Genomic DNA, 21,418 nt, shown 5'->3' on the forward strand with positions numbered 1-21,418 from the left:
TTTCTGGAAAAGTTTTAAATCCTTCTTGTTAAAACGATTACATAATAAGAGTACGGTTTCTCGGAAAGAAAACACTATGATAACATATAAAAAAACTATATTGAAAAAAGGAGAATCTCAAAAAATCGCATTAGCGAACGAATCGAAATCCCCTTCTTTTAACGCTTATATTATCCTTCAGATCGAGGTTTGGTTGGATCGCAGTTAGGTTGTTCTAGACCGGAAGCTTTTGTTAGCTTTATTAAGTAATAGCATTCTTCTCTTGCCATATGATCAGCCATTAATTGATCGAGTGTACCAAGTAATTTATTCGTCATTTCTAATTCTTCAAGTTCATTCAGGAAGGTTTTGAATAAAAGTAATTCTAATTTTACATTTTCATTAAAACGGTTAAGCGCAGGAAATTGGTCAACATTTGAACGTATATAACCAGCCATCTCGACAGCCTTAATGTAAAACTGTTCAAAGCGCTCAGTAAAGGCTTCACTTTTGTTTTGGAGTTGTTTTTCGACTAAATCTAAGGAAGCTGTAATGCCGCCAGCATGGCCTGCTGCATCGAGCAGCCAGACGAGATGATGATGCAACGGATGACAAATCGGTGGTTCTTTATTTTCTAATAAATAGGATAAGATGCGTAAATACTCGTCCACTTCATTAACCATATGGTTAATGAAAGTTGGAGAAAGTTGAATTGTTACATTCCCGATAAGGTGCTTACGTATAATATCAAGTTTAAACGATCTAATGGCACGTGCTTGTTCATTCGCCTGTTCTGTAAGCTGCTGTAATTGCGCAGTTGTTACGTTTTGTCGACTCGTTTCTAGAAGGGAGTCAAACGTATCGATAAACTGAACCGCTGTTTGTACAAATTCGGTCTCCATAGGTGAAAGTGAATCTCGAATAAACCTGGCATGATCTCCAAGAACTTGTAACCAAAAACGGTGTTCGAATAGAGCATGATTATAAAATGAATTCAAAATAAATTCCCCTCCTCAAATTTCTCTCCTCAAATTTTATGTTAGAGAAAGGAACAATATGTTTTAGAGGTTGTTCAAAAAGGGTCGGTCTTTCCCCTTTTTGAACAACCTCGAAGCAATGAGCGGAGCCGCTACATGATTTGGCATCCTATGATTGGTTTTCTCATAGGATCCGTAGTGAGAGAAGCCATTGCAAAAAAAATCAAAAAGGGTCGGTCTTTCCCCTTTTTGAACAACCTCAGACCGCAATGAGCGGAGCCGCTATGCACCTTTATTAAAAAAACATATTAAGATTGTAAATTGAAGCTTGTGAGTGTGTAAAATAAAAAAACGATGAGATAAACTCTCATCGTTTTTAGTCTTATTCGTTTACAGCGTCTTTAAGTTGTTTACCAGGCTTAAATGCTGGATTTTTTGTAGCTGGAATCTCAATTTCTTGTCCTGTTTGAGGATTACGACCTTTACGAGCAGAGCGCTCACGTACTTCAAAGCTACCGAAACCAACAAGTTGAACTTTACCACCTTCAACTAGTGCTGATGTGATACTGTCAAATACTGCGTCTACTGCTTTGGACGCATCCTTTTTAGAAAGGTCTGCTTGCTCAGATACTGCGTTGATTAAATCTGTTTTGTTCATGAAAAAAACTCCCTTTCATACCTTGTTTTGAAAAACGCTTCATCAAAATGATGGATTTGTATATTCTCCATTTTTGCATAACTTGTCCTTTCGACAAGCTAAAAATAAAGCCGCAACTTAATTTAATAATGAAACCCTAGTGGTGTCAAGACTTACGGCGGAAATTAAAGCATATTAACCCAAATATTTCACATTTTTTGACAAGATAGCGTCATTTTTTGTAATCTTAATCCGATTTTTGTAAAAAAAAGAGGAAAGCATATTATATGCTACCCTCTTACATTTTACGAACGGTAAAAGTAGAAATCATTAGTATGGCAAGAACAAGTGTAATAAGCATGAAGTAAAAAGCCGGAATAAAAGGAACTAAAAGAAGATGAAAAGTTAAGATACATCCAGCTGCTGTAATGGGTAGTCCAACAAAAAAACCTGTACTCTCTAAAATATTAAAACGCGCTAAACGAATGGCACCACAAGCGATAAAGAAAATGGTGACAAACATACCAGGTAAACCAAAAATAAACAGGGTTGCCTGATATAATAAAAATGCCGGAGCGACACCAAATGATATAATGTCACTTAAGGAGTCTAATTGCTTGCCAAATTCTGATGTACTATTAAAGCGTCTTGCGGCAGCTCCATCTAGACGATCTGTTAGTGCTGCAATCGTGATGAAAAGAAGGCCTAAACGTAATTCATTTTGTAAAATAAACATAATGGCAAAAGCACCTAGTCCTAAGTTTAAAATGGTAAGTGCATTAGCAATTTGCCCTTTTAGCTTTTTGACGGTATGATCCAATTGATGTAAAAGGAACATGACATCGACTCCTTGCACGATTTGCGCATTGCACATATCGAATTGGTTTTATCGTTCTTAAATAATAATCATACCACAGGTTTAACAAATCGACTAGTTTACAAAGTCCGTTTCTACACACATATATTGGGGGAATTAAGTTTGAAAACAATGCTTTTTCGTTCTTTTATAGAATTAACCAATCATCGTCTAACATCTTCAATGCTAAGGTGCTTTTCCAGATCTAAATTGAGCAAGCCACTTATTAAGCCATTTGCAACTACATTCCAATTAAAGGAATTTGAAATGAGCAAAGCCTTGAGTGAGTATGAACACTTACATGATTTATTTATCCGAGAGTTAAAACCGGGCGTTCGTGTGACCGATAAAGAACATCAAAGTATGGTCAGTCCTGTAGATGGAGTGTTGGCACAGTCCGGCAATCTTGATAATGAAACTTTATTCCATGTCAAAGGTCAAACCTATAACATCGAAGAGATGCTTGGAACACAAGAAGCAGCAAAACCTTATCAAAATGGCTATTATTTTATCTTATACTTAAGCCCAAGTCATTATCACAGAATTCATAGTCCAGTTGATGGAACTATTATAAGACAATGGAAGCTTGGGGCTCTTTCTTATCCGGTAAATGATATGGGACTACGATATGGAAAAAAACCTTTATCAAGAAATTACCGTCTCATAACAGAAGTTAAGGTTGATGGTAAACAGCTTGCTATTGTCAAAGTGGGAGCTATGAATATAAATACAATTGAACTGACTCACGAAGGGAACAGTCTAAAAAAAGGAGAAGAAATGGCTTATTTTTCATTTGGGTCGACAGTTGTGTTGCTTTTTGAACATGGATTAATCTCAGATGTTGACTTAAAAGAAAACAAAGAAGTAATGGTTGGGCAAAAGTTGGCTAACTTAGATCGAAAGGAGGAAACTTCTTGAGATTGCTTACACGTGTAGCGTATCGTTAATTTGTTAGCTGAGAGTGTTTCGTTTGGCAGAGTTGGAAAATAGTAAATAGAGAAAAGACCCGATGTCATTTATTTCGGGTCTTTTCATATATGTTCTGTTTTTATTGTGGTTCATTTAGTTTCTTCTCGTACACTTTCTTTAAATCATCTTGCACACTTTTCTCCCAAAGAGGTACACCAGTGCGATAAGCTGCTCTAGCTACCATCAAAGCGGCTACAGGTGCAGTTAAGAAAACGAACAAGATAGCAAGCAGTACCTTTCCAACAAAGATGCCTTCGACAAGAAGGAAGAAAAGGAAGGTTGCAATCATAATTGAAATAACGCCGAGTGTTGCACTTTTCGTTGCAGCATGTGTACGTCCATACACATCGGGGAAACGAATTAACCCAACCGAACCAAGAAGACTAAGAAAAGCCCCCATCAGAATAAAGATACTTAGAATGATTTCAATCGCGGTCAAATACAACACCCCTTTCAATGAACTTTGATAAAGCAATGGTACCGATAAAGGCTAGAATACTGATGACAAGAATAACCTCTGAATAAGCGACTGTTTCTTGCACAATCATCAAAATACCGATAAATCCAATCAGATTGATCCCGAAAGAATCTAGAGCAACGATTCGGTCTGGCATCGTAGGCCCGACCACTGTACGAATGAAGCAGACGAATAATGAGATCGACATCACTGCTAGAACAATCGTTAAGAGTGTATGGAACATTATTTCGTCACCTCCAAAATCGCCCGTTCAAATGTGTTATGGATTTCACGAATCATCTCTTCTTTATCAGGAACATGAATCGAATGGACATAAATGTATTTATTATCGTCTGAGAAATCCATGGAGAGCGTTCCTGGTGTCAAAGAAATAAGAGAAGCAAGTAATGTTAATTCCCACTCCGTTTCAAGCTGTGTAGGGACTTCTACAATTCCTGGTTGTATATTTAACTTAGGACTAAGCACAATTTTAATGACATCGACATTAGCGAGTATAAGCTCTTTGAAAAAAAGCAACGTTAATTTGATAATCGCCCAGATACGACGGAAGTAGAAATCAAAATGTAAAAACCGTCGTAATACAAAGAGAATCAAAATACCTATTACATAACCAACTAGGAAATCGACACCAGTATAGCTGTTTTGTAGGAAGGCCCAGATGAACGCAATGAATATGTTTAGTAATATTTGATAGGCCATTAGCAACTACTCCTTAAGAACAGATTCGATATAAATCGATGGGTCTAGGATTTGTTCTGCCACTTGCAATGAATATTGGAAAACGGGTTCTGCAGCAAAGCCAAGAATAATTGTTAGAACCACAAGCGGTAAAATCGGTAAGAGTAGTTTACCAATTTTAAAGTTTGCTTGTTCTTCTGTATGCTTTTGTTCGCCCCAGAATGCATAGATGAAAATCTTCATCATCGAGAAAAGGGTTAATAATCCTACTGCAAGAGCAACAGCTGCAATCACATAGTTTCCTTCTTCAAAACCGGCTAAAATAATCGGAAACTTACTAAAGAAACCACTTAAAGGTGGAATCCCTGCAAGGGAGATGGCTGAGATGAAAAACATCCAAGCGAGATATGGATGAGTTTTAAGTAAACCTCCCATTTTCTTAAGATCCGTAGTCCCTGTTATACGCTGGGTAGCTCCAGCAAATAGGAACAAGGCAGACTTCACGATAATGTGATGGGCAATGTAATAAATTGCTCCTGCAACAGCAAGTTGTGTGTAAATACCAAGACCCATTACCATGTATCCAACCTGACTAATAATGTGATAGGACAGGATACGTTTAAAATCAAATTGAGACACGGCTCCAAGCACTCCAAAAATCATCGTAAACCCAGCAATTGTTATAATGAGGTAGTGAGTAAAGCCAGGATCATGTGTGAAGATCAGTGTGAAAGATCGGATAATCGCATAGATCCCAACTTTCGTTAATAACCCACCGAACAAAGCAGCAATCGCTGCAGGTGGACCATAATATGAACGAGGGAGCCAGAAATACAGTGGAAATAATCCACCCTTCATTGCAAAGACAACAAAGAAAAGGACGGCGATAACGTTTAATACACCTACCTGTTCAAGCTCTGCGACGCGTTCAGCAATTTGAGCCATATTCAGCGTACCAGTCACAGCATAAATGTAGGCAACACCAACAATAAATAAAATAGATGCAAACACGTTAATAACTACATATTTTAGAGACTCACGTAACTGGTATTTTGTTCCTCCCATTACAATAAGAATATAGGAAGAAATCAACATAACTTCAAAAAATACGAATAAGTTAAATAAGTCGCCTGTTAAAAACGCACCGTTTACACCTGCTAGCAGGAAAAAGTAGAACGGGTAGAAAAAGAATTTTTCGCGTTCCGACGATATCGTTTGAAAGGCAAAAAACAAACAGACGACCCCAACGATACTACATAAAATCACCATCATCGTTGCAAACATATCTGCAACGAGCACAATTCCGAATGGAGCTGGCCAATTCCCTAACTCAAGAACTGTGATGCCATTCTGATAGACAAATACGGCAATATAAATAGATAGGATTAGCATACCAATCACTGTAATTCCGCTAACTACACGTTGAATGGTATGATGCTTTGCAAACAAGATTAAGATTGTTCCAATAATAAACGGGATTAGAACCGGTAAAATTATTAAGTTATTCATCAGCAGATCCCCTCAATTGGTCTAAATCATCCGTCTTATGTTCTTTGTATGTCCGGTAAGCTAGGACGAGTAAGAAAGATGTGACCCCAAAACTAATTACAATCGCTGTTAGGATAAGAGCCTGTGGTAGCGGATCACTATAGGCATCTGATCCTAAGCTTAGCAGCGGTGGCGTTCCTCTCTGTAAACCAGCCATTGTTAAAAGCAACATATGAGCCCCATGTGATAATAGGATTAGTCCTAAAATAACACGTAGTAAGCTTTTCGTTAAAATCATATAAGTGCCGACCATGAAGAGGATCCCAACAGTGATGGACATTAGTATTTCCATTAAGCATCATCCTCCGCAATCGTTAAAATTATCGTTAAGGCAATCCCAACAACGACTAAGTAAACTCCTAGATCAAATGGCAATGCTGTTGTAAGTTCCGTTTTTCCTAAAATAGGTAGCTGATAATATTCAAAGAATTGAGTAAGAAATGGATAGCCAAATAGCATACTGGAAACGCCTGTTGCAATTGCAATTAAAAGGCCAATCGCAATCATTGAAGTAAAGTTAAACGGCAATGCCTTTTTCATACTCTTCATATCAAATCCAAGATACATTAAAAGAAGCGCACTAGCTGTCATTAACCCTCCTATGAAACCTCCGCCGGGGTTATTATGTCCGGCGAAGAATAAGTACACCGAGAAGGCTAGGATGATGAAGGTGACAACTCTAGTCAACGTATGAAGCATTAATTCATTTGATTTGATTTGTTTCTTCACACATCTTCCCTCCCTGTCATTCGCAATTTAATTAGAGCTACTACACCGAGTGCAGCAATACCGAGTACAAGTACTTCAAGAAGAGTATCAAGGCCACGGAAGTCAACAAGGATAACGTTAACCATATTGTAACCGCCGGCTAGCTCTTTTGAATTTTGAATAAAATACTCTGCAATTGATTCAAAGTTTGCTTCATTTCCAAGTGCTGCTGCACTAAACGCAATAGCTGTTACAAGTCCGCCAACAGCTATCGAAATAATCAAGTTAACAAAATTGAAACGTGGTTTAAACGACTCTTTACGCAACTCTGGTAAGTGATAGAACGCTAGCATAAAGAGAACGACCGTAACGGTTTCAACTAGTAACTGAGTAAGCGCTAAGTCTGGTGCACGGAAGACAACAAAGAACAATGCTAGTAGAAACCCGATAACACCAACAACAATAATAGCTGTAATACGGTGGTTGATAAAAGGAATGACCAATGTTGCTCCAATAAATACGAGCGTTAGAATCCACATAAATGGATCAATTCCTGTAACATTAACCGTATCAATCGCAAATGCATCGTAACGGTACATCGTGTAACTGAAGAGCAAAATCATAAATACACACATATAGACGAAGTAATCACGCAAAAGACCAGTCATTTGAATACGTGTGATAAATTGAGAACCACTTATTAAGCCAGATAAAGAATTATCATAGAACCAGTTGAGCGGATCGCGTTCTTTTAAATAAAACGCCATTTTTGACCATCTTTTCATCATTAGAAAGATGAAGGTACCTAGTGCGATCACTCCCATAGTCATAAACAACTCGGCATTAAACCCATGCCAATGGTAAATGTTCACATAAAACACTTCACCCTCGGCTAAGAGGTTTGGCAAAATGGCTGCCATGGCAGGTTCTATTAGTGTGTAAGCAAGTAAGTTAGGGAAGAACCCAAATATTACGACTAATGACGCTAATATAATAGGACTGATTAACATTCCAATCGGAGCTTCATGTACGTGTTTGACATCATAGTTTTCTGGTTTGAATTTTCCAGTGAAGGTTTTAAAGAACATCACCATACAGTAAACGAATGTGAATACACTCGCAATCCAAGCAAGAATTGGGAAAAGCACGCCCAAAGTCTGCATGTTGAAAATATCAAGTTCTGTTGAATTTAAAACACCTGTAAAAAACATTTCTTTACTAAGAAAACCATTAAATGGTGGCAAACCTGCCATTGAAGCTAGACCAATCAAAGAAATCGTAAATGTAACAGGCATAATCGTCATTAATCCACCGAGTTTACGGATGTCACGAGTTCCAGTTTCGTGATCAATAATACCTGCAGTCATAAACAGACTACCTTTAAAAGTAGCATGATTGATTAGGTGAAAAACTGCAGCAAGGATAGCAGTTGTGTAAATGGTTTCTGTACCTTCTCCGTAATAAAGAGAAGCAGACCCAAGGCCAAGCAAACACATAATCAAACCGAGCTGACTAATTGTTGAGAAAGCAAGGATTGATTTGAGATCTTTTTGGCGAACTGCTGATATAGAGCCCCAGCACAGTGTCGTAATCCCGACAACCGATAAAATCCAGAACCATTCAGCACCACCACCGAATACAGGAGTTAGACGAGCTACTAAATAAATACCTGCTTTAACCATTGTTGCTGAGTGCAGGTAAGCACTTACTGGTGTAGGTGCTTCCATCGCGTCTGGTAACCAGATGTGAAATGGGAATTGTGCAGATTTCGTAAAAGCTCCAAGTAATATAAGAAGCATAGCAGGTAAAAAGAGCGTGCTTGTTGTTATTAGATCGACGTGGGCAATGATTTCACGAATACTAAATGTTCCCGTCATCACATAAAGAAGGCAAAAACCACCAAGCATCGATAATCCACCAAATACGGTAATAAGCATCGATTTTTGAGCACCATATGTAGACTTTTCACGGTGGAACCAATAACTAATTAATAAAGAAGAAGCTAAGCTTGTTAATTCCCAAAATACATAGAGTACGATTAAGTTATCTGATAAGACGACTCCAAGCATAGCCCCCATGAACATGAGTAAGTAAACATAAAAGTTGTTTAGCTTTTCTGTTTTCTTTGATAAATAATAGATCGAATATAGGATAACTAGAGTACCGATCCCTGTAATTAATAAAAGAAATAGTAAGCTTAAACCATCAAGATACACAGTAAAATTAATCCCTAGAGAAGGAACCCAAGGGACACTATATTCTATAACGTCACCAGCTGATGTTATAGGAATAAATTGAATGAAATAAATGAACAAGACGAGCGGGAGTACAAGGACGAACCACCCCGTATGTATCGGTCTTGCGTACTTATACAAAAAAGGAATCAAAATGGCTAACAAAAATGGGGAGATTGTAGCCCAATGTAAAACCGTCAAAATGATATACCTCCTTCTTTAAATGTAATCCATGTTAAATTGTGCATTTACATATATTTATACCCTGCTATTTCACTCTGCTACTTCTCGCACAATTCTTATACAAATAGAAGTATAACCTAATTTATTAACACGTGCACCCGAGACACCCTTAGCATTAGCGGATTCTCTACATGTTATTAAATATGTAGAAATAAGATAAAAACGGCAAAAATTTTTTTGGGAAAAGACGTATTTTGTTAAAATCGATTGTGTAAGTATCGACAAAATTTAACAATTCTATGTATATTTTTTTTCGATGTGCACCACTCTAGATAAAAGAATGTTCCCTAAACAGGAGTGACAGCTATGACGAAAAAGAAAAAAGGGCTAGTGTCGATTGGTATTTTTATTTTCCTATTTGCTGGGGGTTGGTATGCCAATGATTTTAACAATCGGACGATCCATGAAAAAGGATTAGATTGGCCAGATTCAGTTAACGTTCAACAGCTGAATGATGATGTTCCAACAACATTCCCCTTTCAACCGCGAGAATACATTCGAATTGGGGATCGTATGCCAAGGTCAATTGAGTAAGTGAAGTTTGCCAATTCATAAAAAAGCAGCTATCGACATGAAGGCGATAGCTGCTTTTAAAAGGAGTTCTAAAAGGGGAAAAAGCCCTTTTAGAACTCCTTTATTCATTATGAAGAGAGAAGGTGCAATAGGCTCCACTTATTGCTTTTGAACAAACTCTTATGAAGATAATTTAATTTTGTCAGAGAGGGAACGTCTTGCTATTTCTACTCGAATTAATTCAATGAAATCATGATTCAAGTTTAATTCTACAGCCTTATAGTAAGTCTCAATAAGAAGCTCGTCCGAAAGGTTTTGCATATTGTTCCTGTCGAATGTAGACAGGTTCACCTCCTCTGTAATTGTTTGTCCAATTTTATAGGAATAGTCATTCATTATGTGAAATATGATAGTAAGTCGTTTGTTGTGATTTAATCCTACCATGACCTCCTAAATAGAACAACCGTTCTACTTATCCACACGAAGTGGTGGATAAGTTGTTAGTTCCCTGTTTATTACCAATTGAAACCCCTAGTTTTAATGATGGGATAGCGTGTATAAAGTTATCCACAAGCGTTGTTTGTTGCTTATCTTTGTCGAAAAGTTTTTAAAAATGATGAAATATTTTACATTTTTTCTTATGGAAGTTCGTCAAAAGTCGATTTTTGCTGATTGAATACTCTTTAAGATGGGTGTAGTTGTTGGATTTATAAAAGTAAAGTAGTGTTTAAATAATAACTCATTTAATTTATTGAAAAAGAAAGTGACTAAAGGTATAGTTAAAGTTTGGTAAGACAACCGGTAAAAGGATGGGAATTTGTAAGTGTGTGTAATTGTTTAAAAAACTCAAAAGATAAAACAGATAGGGAATGCAGGATGAAGGGAACGATTGTCTCTCATAATAGAAAGAGGATGGAACGTTTAAGAGTGAGAATTTATCAATCAGTGGTAACTACTATTTAAAATGCTGGTAATTCTTGTAATAGTACTGGTATTGGGAGGATGAAGAATGGAAGAAAGAAATGTAATATGTGCTGGATGTGGTGTGACAATTCAGTCTGAAGCGAAAGAAACACTGGGTTATGCCCCTGCGTCGGCATTGGAAAGAGATGTAATCATCTGTCAACGTTGTTTTCGCTTAACACATTATAATGAAGTACAGGATGTTTCGTTAACCGATGATGATTTTTTGAAAATCTTAAATGGGTTAGGACAAAAAAAGGCGTTAATTGTGAAAGTTGTTGATATCTTTGATTTTACAGGAAGTTGGTTGCCTGGATTACATCGTTTTGTTGGAGGAAATGATGTAATGTTAGTTGGAAATAAGGTCGATTTATTGCCGAAATCTCTAAACCACAATCGATTGATTAACTGGATGAAAAAATCTTCTAAAGAACTTGGACTAAAACCTATTGACGTCATGCTAATGAGTGCAGAAAAAGGGATTGGTATTGAAGAAGTAGCATCTAAAATTGACCGTCTTAGAAAAGGTCAAGATGTGTATGTTGTTGGTTGTACAAACGTTGGAAAATCAACATTTATTAATAAAGTGATTAAAACATTTGGTGGAGATACAGAACAGCTGATTACCACATCACATTTTCCAGGCACAACATTAGACATGATTGATATTCCACTTGATGATGGACGAGCCCTTTATGATACGCCAGGAATCATTAATCATCATCAAATGGCTCATTATATAGATAAGCATGAATTAAAAGTAATTACACCGAAAAAAGAAATAAAACCAATGGTTTACCAACTGAATGCAGGTCAAACATTGTTTTTTGGTGGACTTGGTCGCTTTGATTTTGTAAAAGGAGAGAGAACATCTTTCACTTGCTATCGTTCAAATGAATTGCATATTCACCGGACAAAACAAGAGAAGGCTGAAGAACTTTATCAAAATCAAATAGGGGAGTTATTAACACCACCTGGTCCAAAGAGTAAAGATTCACTTCCTCCACTGGTAAAGCATACATTTCATATTAAAGATAAAAAAGTGGACATTGTTTTCTCAGGACTTGGCTGGGTAACAGTAAACGGCATAAATATCCAAGTTGACGGATATGCCCCTAAAGGAGTTAACGTAACAATCCGAGAATCAATAATATAAGAGAGGTTTTTCAAAAAGGTCGATTTTTACCTTTTTGAAAAACCTCGAAGCAATGAGCGGAGCCGCTACAAGGTTTTAAGTATTCAAGGAGCGGGTTTCTCCTTGAATACGAGTAGCGAGTGAAGCCATTGCCGCTTCGTAGCAAAAAGGTCGATTTTTACCTTTTTGAAAAACCTCGAAGCAATGAATTATTGTAATAAGTCAGGGTCTCATTAAAGTACTAACGGAGTGAAGTTATTCTTTTATCATATACAATGTTTTTTCGTAAGGGGGAAGCTAGGGAAGATGGAGAAAGTTTATGGTTTGTTAGGACACCCAGTCGGGCATTCTATGTCACCACTTATTCATAATGATGCGTTTTCAAATGTAGGAATAAAAGCTAATTATCAAGCGTTTGACGTAGAGCCTGAAATGCTTGAAGAGGCGATAACAGGAATCAAAGCTCTAGGTATAGCAGGGTGCAATGTGACAGTACCACACAAAATCGCTGTTATGAAATTTATAGATGAAGTTGATGAAGAAGCTGAGCAGATTGGTGCTGTGAATACGATCGTAAATCAAAATGGAAAACTAATTGGTCATAATACAGACGGTCGTGGATATGTACAGTCATTAATCGAAGAAACGAATGAAGATATAACGAACAAACGGTTTCTAATTATTGGAGCCGGAGGTGCGGCAAGAGGAGTTATTACAGCTTTACTTCGTTATGGTATTGGAGATTTAACGATAACAAATCGTACACAAGACAAAATAGAGCCTTTACTTGAATTAGCAAAGATGTTTCAAACTACAGCCAATCGGGCAACTCGAGCTGAAGTGGAGCAGAACTTGGATCAGTTTGATGTACTCATTAATACAACATCGATAGGAATGAGTCCACGTATAGAGGATTCACCACTATCATTAGAAAACTTAAGGGCTGGAGCGATCGCAAGTGATTTAATATACAACCCACTAAAAACAAAATTTCTAAAAGAGGCCCAAGTAAGAGGTGGGAAATCACATACAGGAATTGGTATGTTTGTGAACCAAGCAGCTCTTTCGTTTGAACATTGGACTGGCGTAAGACCAGATCACAATCGTATGAGAAAGTTAGTATTAGAAAAATTAGGAGGAACAATATGTTGACAGGTAAACAAAAGCGATTTTTACGTTCGAAAGCACACCATTTAAACTCAATTTTCCAAGTAGGAAAAGGAGGAGTTAATGAAAATATGAGTAAACAAATAGAAGAAGCGCTTGAAACGAGGGAATTAATTAAAGTAAGTATTTTGCAAAATTGTGATGAAGACAAAGATGAGGTAGCGCATAAGCTTGTTGGTTTGACAGGGGCAGAGCTTGTCCAAGTGATTGGGCATACGATCGTTTTATATAAGGAATCGAAAGAAAACAAGGAAATTGTTCTCCCTTCTTAATAAAAATAAGTAGGAGAGTGAAACCATGAAAAAAATCGGACTGTTTGGTGGTACTTTTAATCCGCCTCATCTTGGTCATTTGTTGTTTGCTCAAGAAGTGTTAGTTGCATATGATTTAGATGAAATTTGGTTTATCCCCGTTAATGTGCCTCCGCATAAGGAAAGTGATGATCTTGCTTCAAATCAAGATCGAGTTGATATGCTGATTGGTGCAACAAATGAGAATGAACGATTTCATGTAAACACAATTGAATTGGAAAGAGAAGGTCCTTCCTATACAATCGATACAATGAAGCAATTAAAACAATTGTATCCGAATGATCAATTTTACTTTTTAATTGGTGGAGATATGATTGAATATCTCCCGAAATGGGAGAGAATTGATGAGTTAATGGAGTTGGTAACCTTTATTGGTGTAAAAAGACCTGGATCTTCTGTTGAAACAACAGTTTATTCAAGCTTTGTTTGTCTTTTAGAAATGCCTCAAGTCGATCTTTCATCGACAACGATTCGTCAAAGAGTGCAGGAAGGGAAACCAATTACGTATATGGTTCCAAAAGTTGTAGAAGAATTGGTGAAAGAGAGGTCATTGTATGAACCGAGAACAAGCATTGGCAATAGTAAAGCTTCACCTTACTGATCATCGGTATACCCATACCCTTGGTGTTGTAGCTACTGCAGATGAACTTGCTCATCGTTTTGGAGCAGATAGAGAAAAGACTGAACTTGCAGCCGTTTTTCATGACTACGCAAAGTTTCGTGATAAGGAAGAAATGAAACGTGTAGTAATGGAGAAACTATCAGATAAATCCTGTTTAGGATTTGGTGATGAATTATTACATGCTCCATGTGGAGCTTACTTTGTGGAACATGAGGTTGGTTTAACTGATCAAGAAATATTAAATGCAATTCGCTATCATACGACTGGAAGGCCCGATATGACGCTACTCGAGAAAATTGTATTTCTTGCTGATTATATTGAGCCTGGTCGACAGTTTAAAGGTGTTGAAGATGTGAGGAAACTTGCTAAACGGGATCTTGATGAAGCGATTATTCAGGCGTTAGAAAATACAATTGCTTTCCTCATGAGAAGAAGGCAGCTTGTTTTTCCAGAGACGCTCGCTACGTATAATAAATTAATACACAAAAAAAGGAGAAGTGATGTCAGTGAATGATTCATCGCTATTAACACTTGCAGTAAAGGCTTTAGATGACAAACGCGCAGAAAATATTGTGGCTTTAAACATGGAAGGAGTTTCCCTTATTGCAGATTATTTTGTCATTTGCCATGGTAACTCAGATAAACAAGTGCAGGCTATCGCACAAGAACTAAAAAAAGTTGTTCAAGAACAAGGAATTGAAATTAAGCGCTTAGAAGGAATTGATCAAGCAAGATGGGTTCTTATTGACTTAGGGGATGTTGTTGTCCATGTTTTCCATAAAGAAGAACGGATCTATTATAACTTAGAGAAACTTTGGGGAGATGCTCCAACGATTGAATTAGAAGGAGTTTTGGGCTAATGGATCTTAAGCCTGGATATACGGTTAACCTCGAAGTTATACGAAAAGCGAGTTTCGGCTATTTTGTAAGTGACGGAAAGACAGATATTCTTTTGCATGAAAGAGAAGTCACAAAGCAAGTTGAAATTGGAGATCATGTCGATGTATTTCTATATCATGATCATCAAGAAAGGCTAGCAGCGACAATGGAAGAGCCTTTTTTACAAGTTGACGAAGTTGCATGGCTTGAAGCTGTTGAGGTGAAAACAGGTCATGGTGTCTTTTTTCATAATGGTATTTCACGGGACCTTTTTTTATCGATGGATGAACTTCCTTACGATCGAGAGATGTGGCCTAAGCCAGGGGATAAACTGCCTTTGTCATTAACTTGGGATAAAAAAGGTCGGTTAATGGGGAAACTCGTTAAAGGAGAGCCAATAGAACAAAATGCCCAAAAAGCAACCGCAGATATGATGAACAAAGATGTAAGTGGATTTGTTTATCATTTTCTAGACGAGGGTGCATTGCTTTTAACGGATGAAGGTTTTATAGCTTTCTTGCATAATGACGAAATGAACGGAACGATAAGATACGGGGAGCATCTAAAAGTAAGGGTCCACTATGTACGTGAAGATGGTCGTATTAACGTGACGATGAATCCTTTAAGGTCAGATCAACAAGAAGAGGATGCAGATAGGATTTATTCGTTTTTGAAAGAACGTGGTGGTTCTATGCCTTATTGGGATAAGACCCCACCGGAAGACATTGAATTACGTTTTTCCATTAGTAAAGCAAAATTTAAACGTGCTCTTGGGAAGTTGATGAAAGAAAACAAAATCGAACAACGTGATGGTTGGACGCACTTGAAAAAATAATGTGTTCGATAATCTAAGGAGTCTCTATGAATTATCAAGCTTTTGCTTTTTTGTATGATAGCCTTATGGAAGATGCACCATATGAAAGATGGATAGACTATTTACGTTTACAATTAAATCAACGTCAGTTTGATGGTCTATCTGTGCTTGATGTTGGTTGTGGAACAGGTGAGCTTTTAGTAAGGTTGCAGAAAGAAGGGGCTGAAACAGTCGGGGTTGATCTCTCTCTAGAGATGTTGTCTGTTGCCAAAGAAAAATGCGAGCAAGCAGGATTTTCTCCTCCCCTGTTCCATCAATCAATGACTGACTTAGAAGGATTAGGAAGTTTTGATGTGGTAACCATCTTCTGTGACTCGCTTAATTATTTAGAGACAGAGGTAGAAGTTTGTCGTACGTTTGAAGGTGTGCATCGACATTTACAAGAAGGAGGATTCTTCTTGTTTGATGTCCACTCGCTTAATAAAATTCAAGAAGGCTTTATAGGTCAGACTTTTGCTGAAGATGGAGAAGACCTCGCTTACATATGGACATCTTTTGAGGGTGTTTACCCTCATAGTATTGAGCATGAGCTAACATTTTTTGTTCGGGAAGAATCAAGTGGATATTACGAGCGTGTGTTAGAACTACATAAGCAACGAACATTTTCAATTAAGCAATACCATGACTGGCTTATAAAAGCAGGGTTTTGTGATATAAGTGTATATGCTGATTTTACGGTTGCTACTCCTACAGATCAGAGTGAACGAATTTTTTTTACTGCTCGTAAAAAAATGAGAGGAAAATAAACAAAAGTGGCGAATAACAGAAGGGAAGAGCATATTTATGCTCTTCCCTTCTGTTATTATTTTTTTGAAAAAGCTTCAGAGATTAATTCTTGGTCCTCGTAATACTTTGCATGAGTTTGTTGAAACAAGTGATCAAACATCGATCCAATTTCAGCTTCTAAAACCTTAATGCCTTCTCCAGTAATCCCACCAGGTACACATACGCGTTCTTGGAGCGTTGGCAATGTGAAGTGTCCCTTTTCTAATAACTTACCCATTCCGATCATCATATTCGTAGCAAGGATTGTTGCATCTTCTTGAGATATATTCGTTTGTCTAACGGCTCCATCAATGAATTGCTGCATGATGTAACTGAAGAATGCAGGTCCGCAACTGACGATATCAGACGAAACTCGCGTAATCTTCTCATCGATAATAAGTGGTTCAGATATTTTGGACATTAGCTTCAGTAAGAACTGTTTGTTTTCCTCCGTACATCTGTCTCCGAAGCTTAATAGAGATGGTCCTGTAAGAGCTCGATTAAGAATACTTGGAATAGCTCGAGCTACTTGGCAATCGACCATGTCTTCTAATTGCTCAACTGAGATAGGACTAGTAATAGAAATAATAAATTTGTTGGCGTGGCAAACGGGTGCAATCTCCCTTAGGACATTCGGAAATTGTAAAGGTTTGGTACACAAGAAGATCACGTCAGTCTCTTGAACAACTGTAGATGCATCAGGTGCAATTGAGAGACCGGTAAACCGCTTCTTTAATGCTTCTACTTTCGCTTTGCTTCTATTCGTAACGACTAATTGCTGTGGAGTGATTGCGCCAGTCTCAATAAAAGATTCAACCAAGATTGTGCCCATACTTCCAGTTCCGATTACTCCAATTTTCAAGTTAGCCCCCTCCTTCAACAGTAATTTTATACACGAACACCGCTATGACTAAACGTATGAAGAAAGAAGGTCTGTTATGACTTGAACTTACTTATTGTTTATGAATTTTATAATCATATCAGGTGTAACGAGTTTACGAGGCGGGAATTGAAATTGCATAGCAATTTGATTCATTTCCTCAGTAATTTGATTGATATCAGTTGTTTGGACTAACTTTTTTGACTTTGCTAGTTCAATCGCAACTTCAATCGCGCGCTCTCTTTGTGAATCCAATGCAAGAAACTGTTTCTGTGCTTCTCTGTGCTTTCTAACTTGTTCTGCAATTTGTATATGTACAGCCATGTAAATCGTCTCCTTTTTTGCCCGCCTTGTGTGGGGTCATGTTTGTAATTGTACTTTATAAGAAGGGTGTGATCAAAGTGATCAAGAAAATACCTGAGAAAAAACATATTGTCTTTTCAATTGGCATCCTGCTATTAGTCAGTTTAGTATTGTTTCTGCATTTTCGCAATGCTAATAAGGAAGAAGTGAAATTTGATTTTTTAGAAGCGGAGTTGGTGCAAGCGGGAGAGGTGATTCCTCCAGCTTTAATAGAAATAGAAACAAAGGTGATAGTAGATATAAAAGGAGCCGTTGCCTTACCAGGAGTTTATGAATTAAGTGAGGGAAGTCGAATGCATGACGTGATTGAAATGGCAGGAGGGTTTCTTTCTGAGGCAGATGAGTTACAATTAAATCTAGCTCAATTGCTTCAAGATGAGATGATGATCTATGTACCAAGAGAAGGAGAAGAAGTGCAGGAAGAGATGGCTAAGTCAGTGGCTAGAAATGAAGATGGAAAAATAGCGATTAATCGGGTAGATGAAGTTGTTCTAGAGCAACTTCCAGGAATAGGGCCTGCCAAGGCAGCTGCTATTATCAGTCACAGAGAGGAACATGGACCTTTTAAAGGAATCGATGATCTTCAAAATGTCTCAGGTATTGGACCGAAATCAGCTGAACAGTTAGCAGACCATATTGTATTCAATTGAAATATAGTCATCATTGACGTTGTACGCGCTTTTTTCTAAACTAATAGTAAGAATCATAAGGGGGAGAGTCATAAGTGGAAAGAATTTCTTGGGACCAATATTTTATGGCACAAAGTCATTTATTAGCATTAAGGAGTACATGTACAAGGTTAATGGTTGGTGCAACGATTGTTCGAGAAAAACGAATTATTGCGGGAGGATACAATGGTTCCGTTTCGGGTGGCGCTCATTGTATTGATGACGGCTGCTATGTCGTGGATAATCATTGCATACGTACCATTCATGCTGAAGTGAATGCACTACTGCAATGTGCGAAGTTTGGTGTACCAACTGAAGGTTCAGAGATTTACGTTACTCACTTTCCTTGTGTACATTGTTCAAAAGCCATCATTCAAGCTGGTATTAAACATATTTATTATGCAAAAGATTATAAGAATCATCCTTATGCAAAAGAAATGTTTCGTGATGCAGGTATCTCTGTTTTACAAGTCGAGTTAGATGAGATGAGTTTCGATCAATATCATATGGCAAAAATGAAATTCACTGCAGAATTATTAGATAAATTAGATCATGCAGGGATTCCTAAAAAAGAGTTACAACAGATGCGTGATCAAGCTAATATGTTATTTACAGAAAATTTCCTAAAGGGGTGAACGACGATTTTTCATCTCTTTTCCCTTCTTCCAATTGCCGCAACACTGGGTCTTCTTTTACCTCTCCAAGGACCTAGTCTTCCTTATTTTATCGTGTTATCGATTTTCCTTTTATTTTGCCTGTTTCATCGTTCGTTCTTCAGAGAAAGGCTTTTAATCGTTACGTTCGCTTTTCTTTTCTACTACCTTGTTGGTACGTTTGCGGGTGAACAGCAAGTGACTGTTTTTCAGTCTGGAGACCAAATAATTTATGGAACTATCAAAACAATCCCTATTGTAGATGGTGATTCGTTATCGTTTCGTTTGATCAGTGATAGCAAAGAAACTATACAAGTTCATGGTTACCTTTATAGTGAAGGTGAACAACAACATATGAAGGGTCTTTCTCTAGGCGACTTATGCAAAATTGCGGGCTCTCTCACTTCTCCTCTTCCACCAACTAATTTTGAGCAATTTAACTATAAACGCTATTTGCAAGAGCAGTATATATTTTGGGTTTTAAGACCAAAGCGAGAAGGAATACAGTGTATTGAACCTCAAAGGAAAAATTTCCTCACACAACTCAATCGGTGGCGCCACAAACAGCTTCAACGAATGGAAGAAGAGGTAAGTCCTGAATTTAACGGAATTATGAGTGCATTGTTGTTTGGGGAAAGAGTTTTATTAGATGGAGATGTGCTCGCGGCCTATAAAAGTTTAGGAGTCATTCACGTACTCGCTGTTTCTGGTCTGCATGTAGGCATGATTGTCGCAGCTGTTTTTTATCTCCTTATTCGGATTGGGATGACGCGAGAACGAGCGATGGAAGTATTGCTTGTGTTATTACCTATTTATATTATAATTGCAGGTGCTGCCCCTTCGGTAATTCGAGCATCCTTAATGGCGATGGTCGTCCTCATTTGTTTGCGTATTCGAGCTCGTATACCTCCTTTATTAGGTATTGTTGCTGTGTATTTGATTTATCTCCTTTTTCAACCGTACGCTATTTTTCAACTTGGGTTTCAATTGTCTTTTCTCGTTTCGTTTGGGCTGATTATATCAGCACCAACTTTGCAAGCGCGTTATAGTCATGTGGCATCTCAATTGATTGCAGTGACAGTGATCTCACAAGCTCTCTCTGCTCCTATTTTATTGAGGCAAATGTATGAATTTTCTTGGCTAAGCATTCCATTAAATATTGTGTATATTCCTTTTATTACAATGTTGGTCCTTCCACTCACGTTTGTCTCCTTTTTTCTTTTTCTTCTTGTGCCAGGGATGTTTAACTATCCACTTCTTTTTCTTGAATTCATTGTTCCAAGCGTTCATACATTTTTACTTTATAGTGCAGAGATGAAGGGAGCTTCTTTCATTGTTGGAAAACCGTCAATATTGCTTGTCATTTGTTTTTATGTTGGAATCATTTATGGATTGCTCAAGTGGGAAGAAGGAATAAGGAACTGGTGGATGAGACCTATTCTAATGTTAAGCGTCTTGTTAGTCGTCCAACTTTCCTTCCCTTACTTTGATTCAAGAGCGAAAGTAACGATGATTGATGTAGGTCAAGGGGATAGTTTTTTAATTGAGCTTCCCTATAGGCGGGCTGTTTACTTAATTGACGCAGGTGGTACTTTTTCTTTTTTTAATGAAGAATGGAGAGAAAAAAGGAGGTCGTTTGATGTTGGAGCTAGTATCGTTGTACCGGCATTAAAGGCTCGTGGAATTAGTCAAGTAGATCATTTAATTCTTACTCACGGACATTTGGATCATATTGGTGGTGCACGCGCTCTAGGACAATCAGTACGTATTCAAGAAGTTATTTATAGTAAAGGGCCAGTTGAAGGTGAATACGAGCAACGGCTTTTACATGAATTATCTAAAAGTGATGCTAGGGTTCATTTTGTTCAAGAAGGGGTGAGGTGGAAAGAAGGAGCCGCCGAGTTTACTGTCTTATCCCCAGTTGGAACAGAGTCTGATTTAAATGCAAGGTCCATTGTGTTGTATGTAATACTTGAGCAAGTTTCGTTTCTTTTTACTGGAGATTTAGAGGAAGAAGGGGAAAGAAGAATTGTTTCTACGTACCCAAATTTAGAAGTTAATGTTCTAAAGGCGGGGCATCATGGAAGTCGCACATCGACAACAGAGCCCTTTCTAACACAATTAAAGCCGAAAATGATTTTAATTTCAGCTGGGCGTAATAACCGATATGGACATCCGCATGAAGAAGTGACTAAAAGAATAACAGAACAAAATATTCCAGTATGGAGAAGCGATCTAGATGGAGCCGTACAAATTATCATAAAGGATGGAAAAGTGGATATTAGAAAAGCGATGGATAATATCGAGTGAAAAGAAAA

Annotated in this window: 26 protein-coding genes; 13 read left to right on the top strand and 13 right to left on the bottom strand. The window is 37.6% G+C overall.

What is annotated here, in order from left to right; all coding sequences use genetic code 11:
- Positions 1–170: 170 nt before the first annotated feature.
- The 3 genes from SAZ04_RS02835 to pssA all read right to left on the bottom strand — a co-directional run bounded on the left by SAZ04_RS02835 (position 171) and on the right by pssA (position 2,431).
- Entirely contained in the window at positions 171–977 is an 807-nt protein-coding gene (locus SAZ04_RS02835; protein ID WP_332690763.1) for a DUF2935 domain-containing protein, read from the bottom strand.
- A gap of 361 nt (positions 978–1,338) precedes the next feature.
- Entirely contained in the window at positions 1,339–1,614 is a 276-nt protein-coding gene (locus tag SAZ04_RS02840; RefSeq protein ID WP_227934874.1) for an HU family DNA-binding protein, read from the bottom strand.
- Positions 1,615–1,891: 277 nt separating this feature from the next.
- Positions 1,892–2,431, bottom strand: coding sequence for a CDP-diacylglycerol--serine O-phosphatidyltransferase (pssA, locus tag SAZ04_RS02845; RefSeq protein ID WP_332690771.1), 540 nt, complete (start codon positions 2,429–2,431; stop codon positions 1,892–1,894).
- A 141-nt stretch (positions 2,432–2,572) separates the two neighbouring features.
- On the opposite strand from pssA, the gene SAZ04_RS02850 reads away from it, so the two are divergent.
- Positions 2,573–3,367 (top strand): phosphatidylserine decarboxylase, encoded by a 795-nt coding sequence (locus SAZ04_RS02850; RefSeq protein WP_332690774.1) that lies wholly within the window; start codon positions 2,573–2,575, stop codon positions 3,365–3,367.
- Between the two features lie 130 nt (positions 3,368–3,497).
- Here SAZ04_RS02850 and mnhG read toward each other — a convergent pair whose 3' ends face one another.
- The 7 genes from mnhG to SAZ04_RS02885 are packed head-to-tail and all read right to left on the bottom strand — an operon-like array spanning position 3,498 to position 9,265.
- Positions 3,498–3,857 (bottom strand): monovalent cation/H(+) antiporter subunit G, encoded by a 360-nt coding sequence (gene mnhG / locus SAZ04_RS02855; protein WP_332690777.1) that lies wholly within the window; start codon positions 3,855–3,857, stop codon positions 3,498–3,500.
- Complete coding sequence (locus SAZ04_RS02860) at positions 3,844–4,119, bottom strand: Na(+)/H(+) antiporter subunit F1 (RefSeq protein WP_332690780.1); 276 nt, start codon at positions 4,117–4,119, stop codon at positions 3,844–3,846. The genes mnhG and SAZ04_RS02860 overlap by 14 nt, the downstream gene beginning before the upstream one ends.
- Entirely contained in the window at positions 4,119–4,595 is a 477-nt protein-coding gene (locus SAZ04_RS02865) for a Na+/H+ antiporter subunit E (protein ID WP_332690783.1), read from the bottom strand. Before SAZ04_RS02865 ends, SAZ04_RS02860 begins: the two co-directional genes overlap by 1 nt.
- Before the next feature lie 6 nt (positions 4,596–4,601).
- Positions 4,602–6,083 (bottom strand): Na+/H+ antiporter subunit D, encoded by a 1,482-nt coding sequence (locus SAZ04_RS02870; RefSeq protein WP_332690786.1) that lies wholly within the window; start codon positions 6,081–6,083, stop codon positions 4,602–4,604.
- The gene (locus SAZ04_RS02875; RefSeq protein WP_332690789.1) at positions 6,076–6,414 is read right to left on the bottom strand and encodes a Na(+)/H(+) antiporter subunit C; all 339 of its coding nucleotides are present in this window, start codon (positions 6,412–6,414) and stop codon (positions 6,076–6,078) included. The genes SAZ04_RS02870 and SAZ04_RS02875 overlap by 8 nt, the downstream gene beginning before the upstream one ends.
- Positions 6,414–6,851, bottom strand: coding sequence for a Na(+)/H(+) antiporter subunit B (locus SAZ04_RS02880; protein ID WP_431308946.1), 438 nt, complete (start codon positions 6,849–6,851; stop codon positions 6,414–6,416). Before SAZ04_RS02880 ends, SAZ04_RS02875 begins: the two co-directional genes overlap by 1 nt.
- Positions 6,848–9,265 carry a Na+/H+ antiporter subunit A gene (locus SAZ04_RS02885; RefSeq protein WP_332690792.1) on the bottom strand — a complete coding sequence of 806 codons (2,418 nt, stop codon included), beginning with the start codon at positions 9,263–9,265 and terminating at the stop codon, positions 6,848–6,850. Before SAZ04_RS02885 ends, SAZ04_RS02880 begins: the two co-directional genes overlap by 4 nt.
- A 348-nt stretch (positions 9,266–9,613) precedes the next feature.
- Between SAZ04_RS02885 and SAZ04_RS02890 the strand changes: the two genes are divergently transcribed.
- Positions 9,614–9,841: a hypothetical protein gene (locus SAZ04_RS02890; RefSeq protein WP_332690795.1), complete on the top strand. Its 228-nt coding sequence runs from the start codon at positions 9,614–9,616 to the stop codon at positions 9,839–9,841.
- A gap of 159 nt (positions 9,842–10,000) precedes the next feature.
- On the opposite strand, the gene SAZ04_RS02895 is transcribed toward SAZ04_RS02890, so the two are convergent.
- Positions 10,001–10,141, bottom strand: coding sequence for a sporulation histidine kinase inhibitor Sda (locus SAZ04_RS02895; RefSeq protein ID WP_332691367.1), 141 nt, complete (start codon positions 10,139–10,141; stop codon positions 10,001–10,003).
- Positions 10,142–10,829: 688 nt separating this feature from the next.
- Between SAZ04_RS02895 and yqeH the strand changes: the two genes are divergently transcribed.
- The 8 genes from yqeH to SAZ04_RS02935 all read left to right on the top strand — a co-directional run bounded on the left by yqeH (position 10,830) and on the right by SAZ04_RS02935 (position 16,517).
- Positions 10,830–11,939, top strand: coding sequence for a ribosome biogenesis GTPase YqeH (yqeH, locus tag SAZ04_RS02900; RefSeq protein ID WP_332690798.1), 1,110 nt, complete (start codon positions 10,830–10,832; stop codon positions 11,937–11,939).
- A 285-nt stretch (positions 11,940–12,224) separates the two neighbouring features.
- On the top strand, positions 12,225–13,070 hold the full coding sequence (gene aroE / locus SAZ04_RS02905) for a shikimate dehydrogenase (RefSeq protein WP_332690801.1): 846 nt from the start codon (positions 12,225–12,227) through the stop codon (positions 13,068–13,070).
- The gene (gene yhbY, locus SAZ04_RS02910; RefSeq protein WP_332690804.1) at positions 13,064–13,357 is read left to right on the top strand and encodes a ribosome assembly RNA-binding protein YhbY; all 294 of its coding nucleotides are present in this window, start codon (positions 13,064–13,066) and stop codon (positions 13,355–13,357) included. Before aroE ends, yhbY begins: the two co-directional genes overlap by 7 nt.
- A gap of 25 nt (positions 13,358–13,382) precedes the next feature.
- Positions 13,383–13,997 carry a nicotinate-nucleotide adenylyltransferase gene (locus tag SAZ04_RS02915; RefSeq protein ID WP_332690807.1) on the top strand — a complete coding sequence of 205 codons (615 nt, stop codon included), beginning with the start codon at positions 13,383–13,385 and terminating at the stop codon, positions 13,995–13,997.
- Positions 13,951–14,532, top strand: coding sequence for a bis(5'-nucleosyl)-tetraphosphatase (symmetrical) YqeK (gene yqeK, locus SAZ04_RS02920; RefSeq protein ID WP_332690810.1), 582 nt, complete (start codon positions 13,951–13,953; stop codon positions 14,530–14,532). The genes SAZ04_RS02915 and yqeK overlap by 47 nt, the downstream gene beginning before the upstream one ends.
- Complete coding sequence (rsfS, locus tag SAZ04_RS02925; RefSeq protein ID WP_332691370.1) at positions 14,525–14,878, top strand: ribosome silencing factor; 354 nt, start codon at positions 14,525–14,527, stop codon at positions 14,876–14,878. The genes yqeK and rsfS overlap by 8 nt, the downstream gene beginning before the upstream one ends.
- On the top strand, positions 14,878–15,732 hold the full coding sequence (locus tag SAZ04_RS02930; protein ID WP_332690813.1) for a CvfB family protein: 855 nt from the start codon (positions 14,878–14,880) through the stop codon (positions 15,730–15,732). The genes rsfS and SAZ04_RS02930 overlap by 1 nt, the downstream gene beginning before the upstream one ends.
- A gap of 26 nt (positions 15,733–15,758) precedes the next feature.
- Positions 15,759–16,517: a class I SAM-dependent DNA methyltransferase gene (locus SAZ04_RS02935; protein WP_332690816.1), complete on the top strand. Its 759-nt coding sequence runs from the start codon at positions 15,759–15,761 to the stop codon at positions 16,515–16,517.
- A 56-nt stretch (positions 16,518–16,573) separates the two neighbouring features.
- Here the strand turns inward: SAZ04_RS02935 and comER are convergent, their stop codons facing one another.
- On the bottom strand, positions 16,574–17,398 hold the full coding sequence (gene comER, locus SAZ04_RS02940; RefSeq protein ID WP_332690819.1) for a late competence protein ComER: 825 nt from the start codon (positions 17,396–17,398) through the stop codon (positions 16,574–16,576).
- 87 nt (positions 17,399–17,485) lie between these two features.
- Positions 17,486–17,740, bottom strand: a complete 255-nt coding sequence (locus SAZ04_RS02945; RefSeq protein ID WP_332690822.1) for a DUF2533 family protein — start codon at positions 17,738–17,740, stop codon at positions 17,486–17,488.
- A gap of 77 nt (positions 17,741–17,817) precedes the next feature.
- Between SAZ04_RS02945 and SAZ04_RS02950 the strand changes: the two genes are divergently transcribed.
- The 3 genes from SAZ04_RS02950 to SAZ04_RS02960 all read left to right on the top strand — a co-directional run bounded on the left by SAZ04_RS02950 (position 17,818) and on the right by SAZ04_RS02960 (position 21,410).
- On the top strand, positions 17,818–18,429 hold the full coding sequence (locus SAZ04_RS02950; protein WP_332690825.1) for a helix-hairpin-helix domain-containing protein: 612 nt from the start codon (positions 17,818–17,820) through the stop codon (positions 18,427–18,429).
- 74 nt (positions 18,430–18,503) lie between these two features.
- Positions 18,504–19,082, top strand: coding sequence for a ComE operon protein 2 (locus SAZ04_RS02955; protein WP_332690828.1), 579 nt, complete (start codon positions 18,504–18,506; stop codon positions 19,080–19,082).
- 93 nt (positions 19,083–19,175) lie between these two features.
- Positions 19,176–21,410, top strand: coding sequence for a DNA internalization-related competence protein ComEC/Rec2 (locus SAZ04_RS02960; protein ID WP_332690832.1), 2,235 nt, complete (start codon positions 19,176–19,178; stop codon positions 21,408–21,410).
- Positions 21,411–21,418: the final 8 nt, after the last annotated feature.

Source organism: Halalkalibacter lacteus, from assembly GCF_036663595.1.
In the GTDB taxonomy this organism is placed as follows: domain Bacteria; phylum Bacillota; class Bacilli; order Bacillales; family Bacillaceae_D; genus Halalkalibacter; species Halalkalibacter lacteus.

Bases quoted from the DNA above. Each gene is read 5' to 3' on its own strand.
- SAZ04_RS02840 (WP_227934874.1), bottom strand. From the start codon at position 1,614: ATGAACAAAACAGATTTAATCAACGCAGTATCTGAGCAAGCAGACCTT.
- pssA (WP_332690771.1), bottom strand. From the start codon at position 2,431: ATGTTCCTTTTACATCAATTGGATCATACCGTCAAAAAGCTAAAAGGG.
- SAZ04_RS02860 (WP_332690780.1), bottom strand. From the start codon at position 4,119: ATGTTCCATACACTCTTAACGATTGTTCTAGCAGTGATGTCGATCTCA.
- SAZ04_RS02865 (WP_332690783.1), bottom strand. From the start codon at position 4,595: ATGGCCTATCAAATATTACTAAACATATTCATTGCGTTCATCTGGGCC.
- SAZ04_RS02870 (WP_332690786.1), bottom strand. From the start codon at position 6,083: ATGAATAACTTAATAATTTTACCGGTTCTAATCCCGTTTATTATTGGA.
- SAZ04_RS02875 (WP_332690789.1), bottom strand. From the start codon at position 6,414: ATGGAAATACTAATGTCCATCACTGTTGGGATCCTCTTCATGGTCGGC.
- SAZ04_RS02890 (WP_332690795.1), top strand. From the start codon at position 9,614: ATGACGAAAAAGAAAAAAGGGCTAGTGTCGATTGGTATTTTTATTTTC.
- SAZ04_RS02895 (WP_332691367.1), bottom strand. From the start codon at position 10,141: ATGCAAAACCTTTCGGACGAGCTTCTTATTGAGACTTACTATAAGGCT.
- yqeH (WP_332690798.1), top strand. From the start codon at position 10,830: ATGGAAGAAAGAAATGTAATATGTGCTGGATGTGGTGTGACAATTCAG.
- aroE (WP_332690801.1), top strand. From the start codon at position 12,225: ATGGAGAAAGTTTATGGTTTGTTAGGACACCCAGTCGGGCATTCTATG.
- yhbY (WP_332690804.1), top strand. From the start codon at position 13,064: ATGTTGACAGGTAAACAAAAGCGATTTTTACGTTCGAAAGCACACCAT.
- SAZ04_RS02915 (WP_332690807.1), top strand. From the start codon at position 13,383: ATGAAAAAAATCGGACTGTTTGGTGGTACTTTTAATCCGCCTCATCTT.
- yqeK (WP_332690810.1), top strand. From the start codon at position 13,951: ATGAACCGAGAACAAGCATTGGCAATAGTAAAGCTTCACCTTACTGAT.
- SAZ04_RS02930 (WP_332690813.1), top strand. From the start codon at position 14,878: ATGGATCTTAAGCCTGGATATACGGTTAACCTCGAAGTTATACGAAAA.
- SAZ04_RS02935 (WP_332690816.1), top strand. From the start codon at position 15,759: ATGAATTATCAAGCTTTTGCTTTTTTGTATGATAGCCTTATGGAAGAT.
- SAZ04_RS02945 (WP_332690822.1), bottom strand. From the start codon at position 17,740: ATGGCTGTACATATACAAATTGCAGAACAAGTTAGAAAGCACAGAGAA.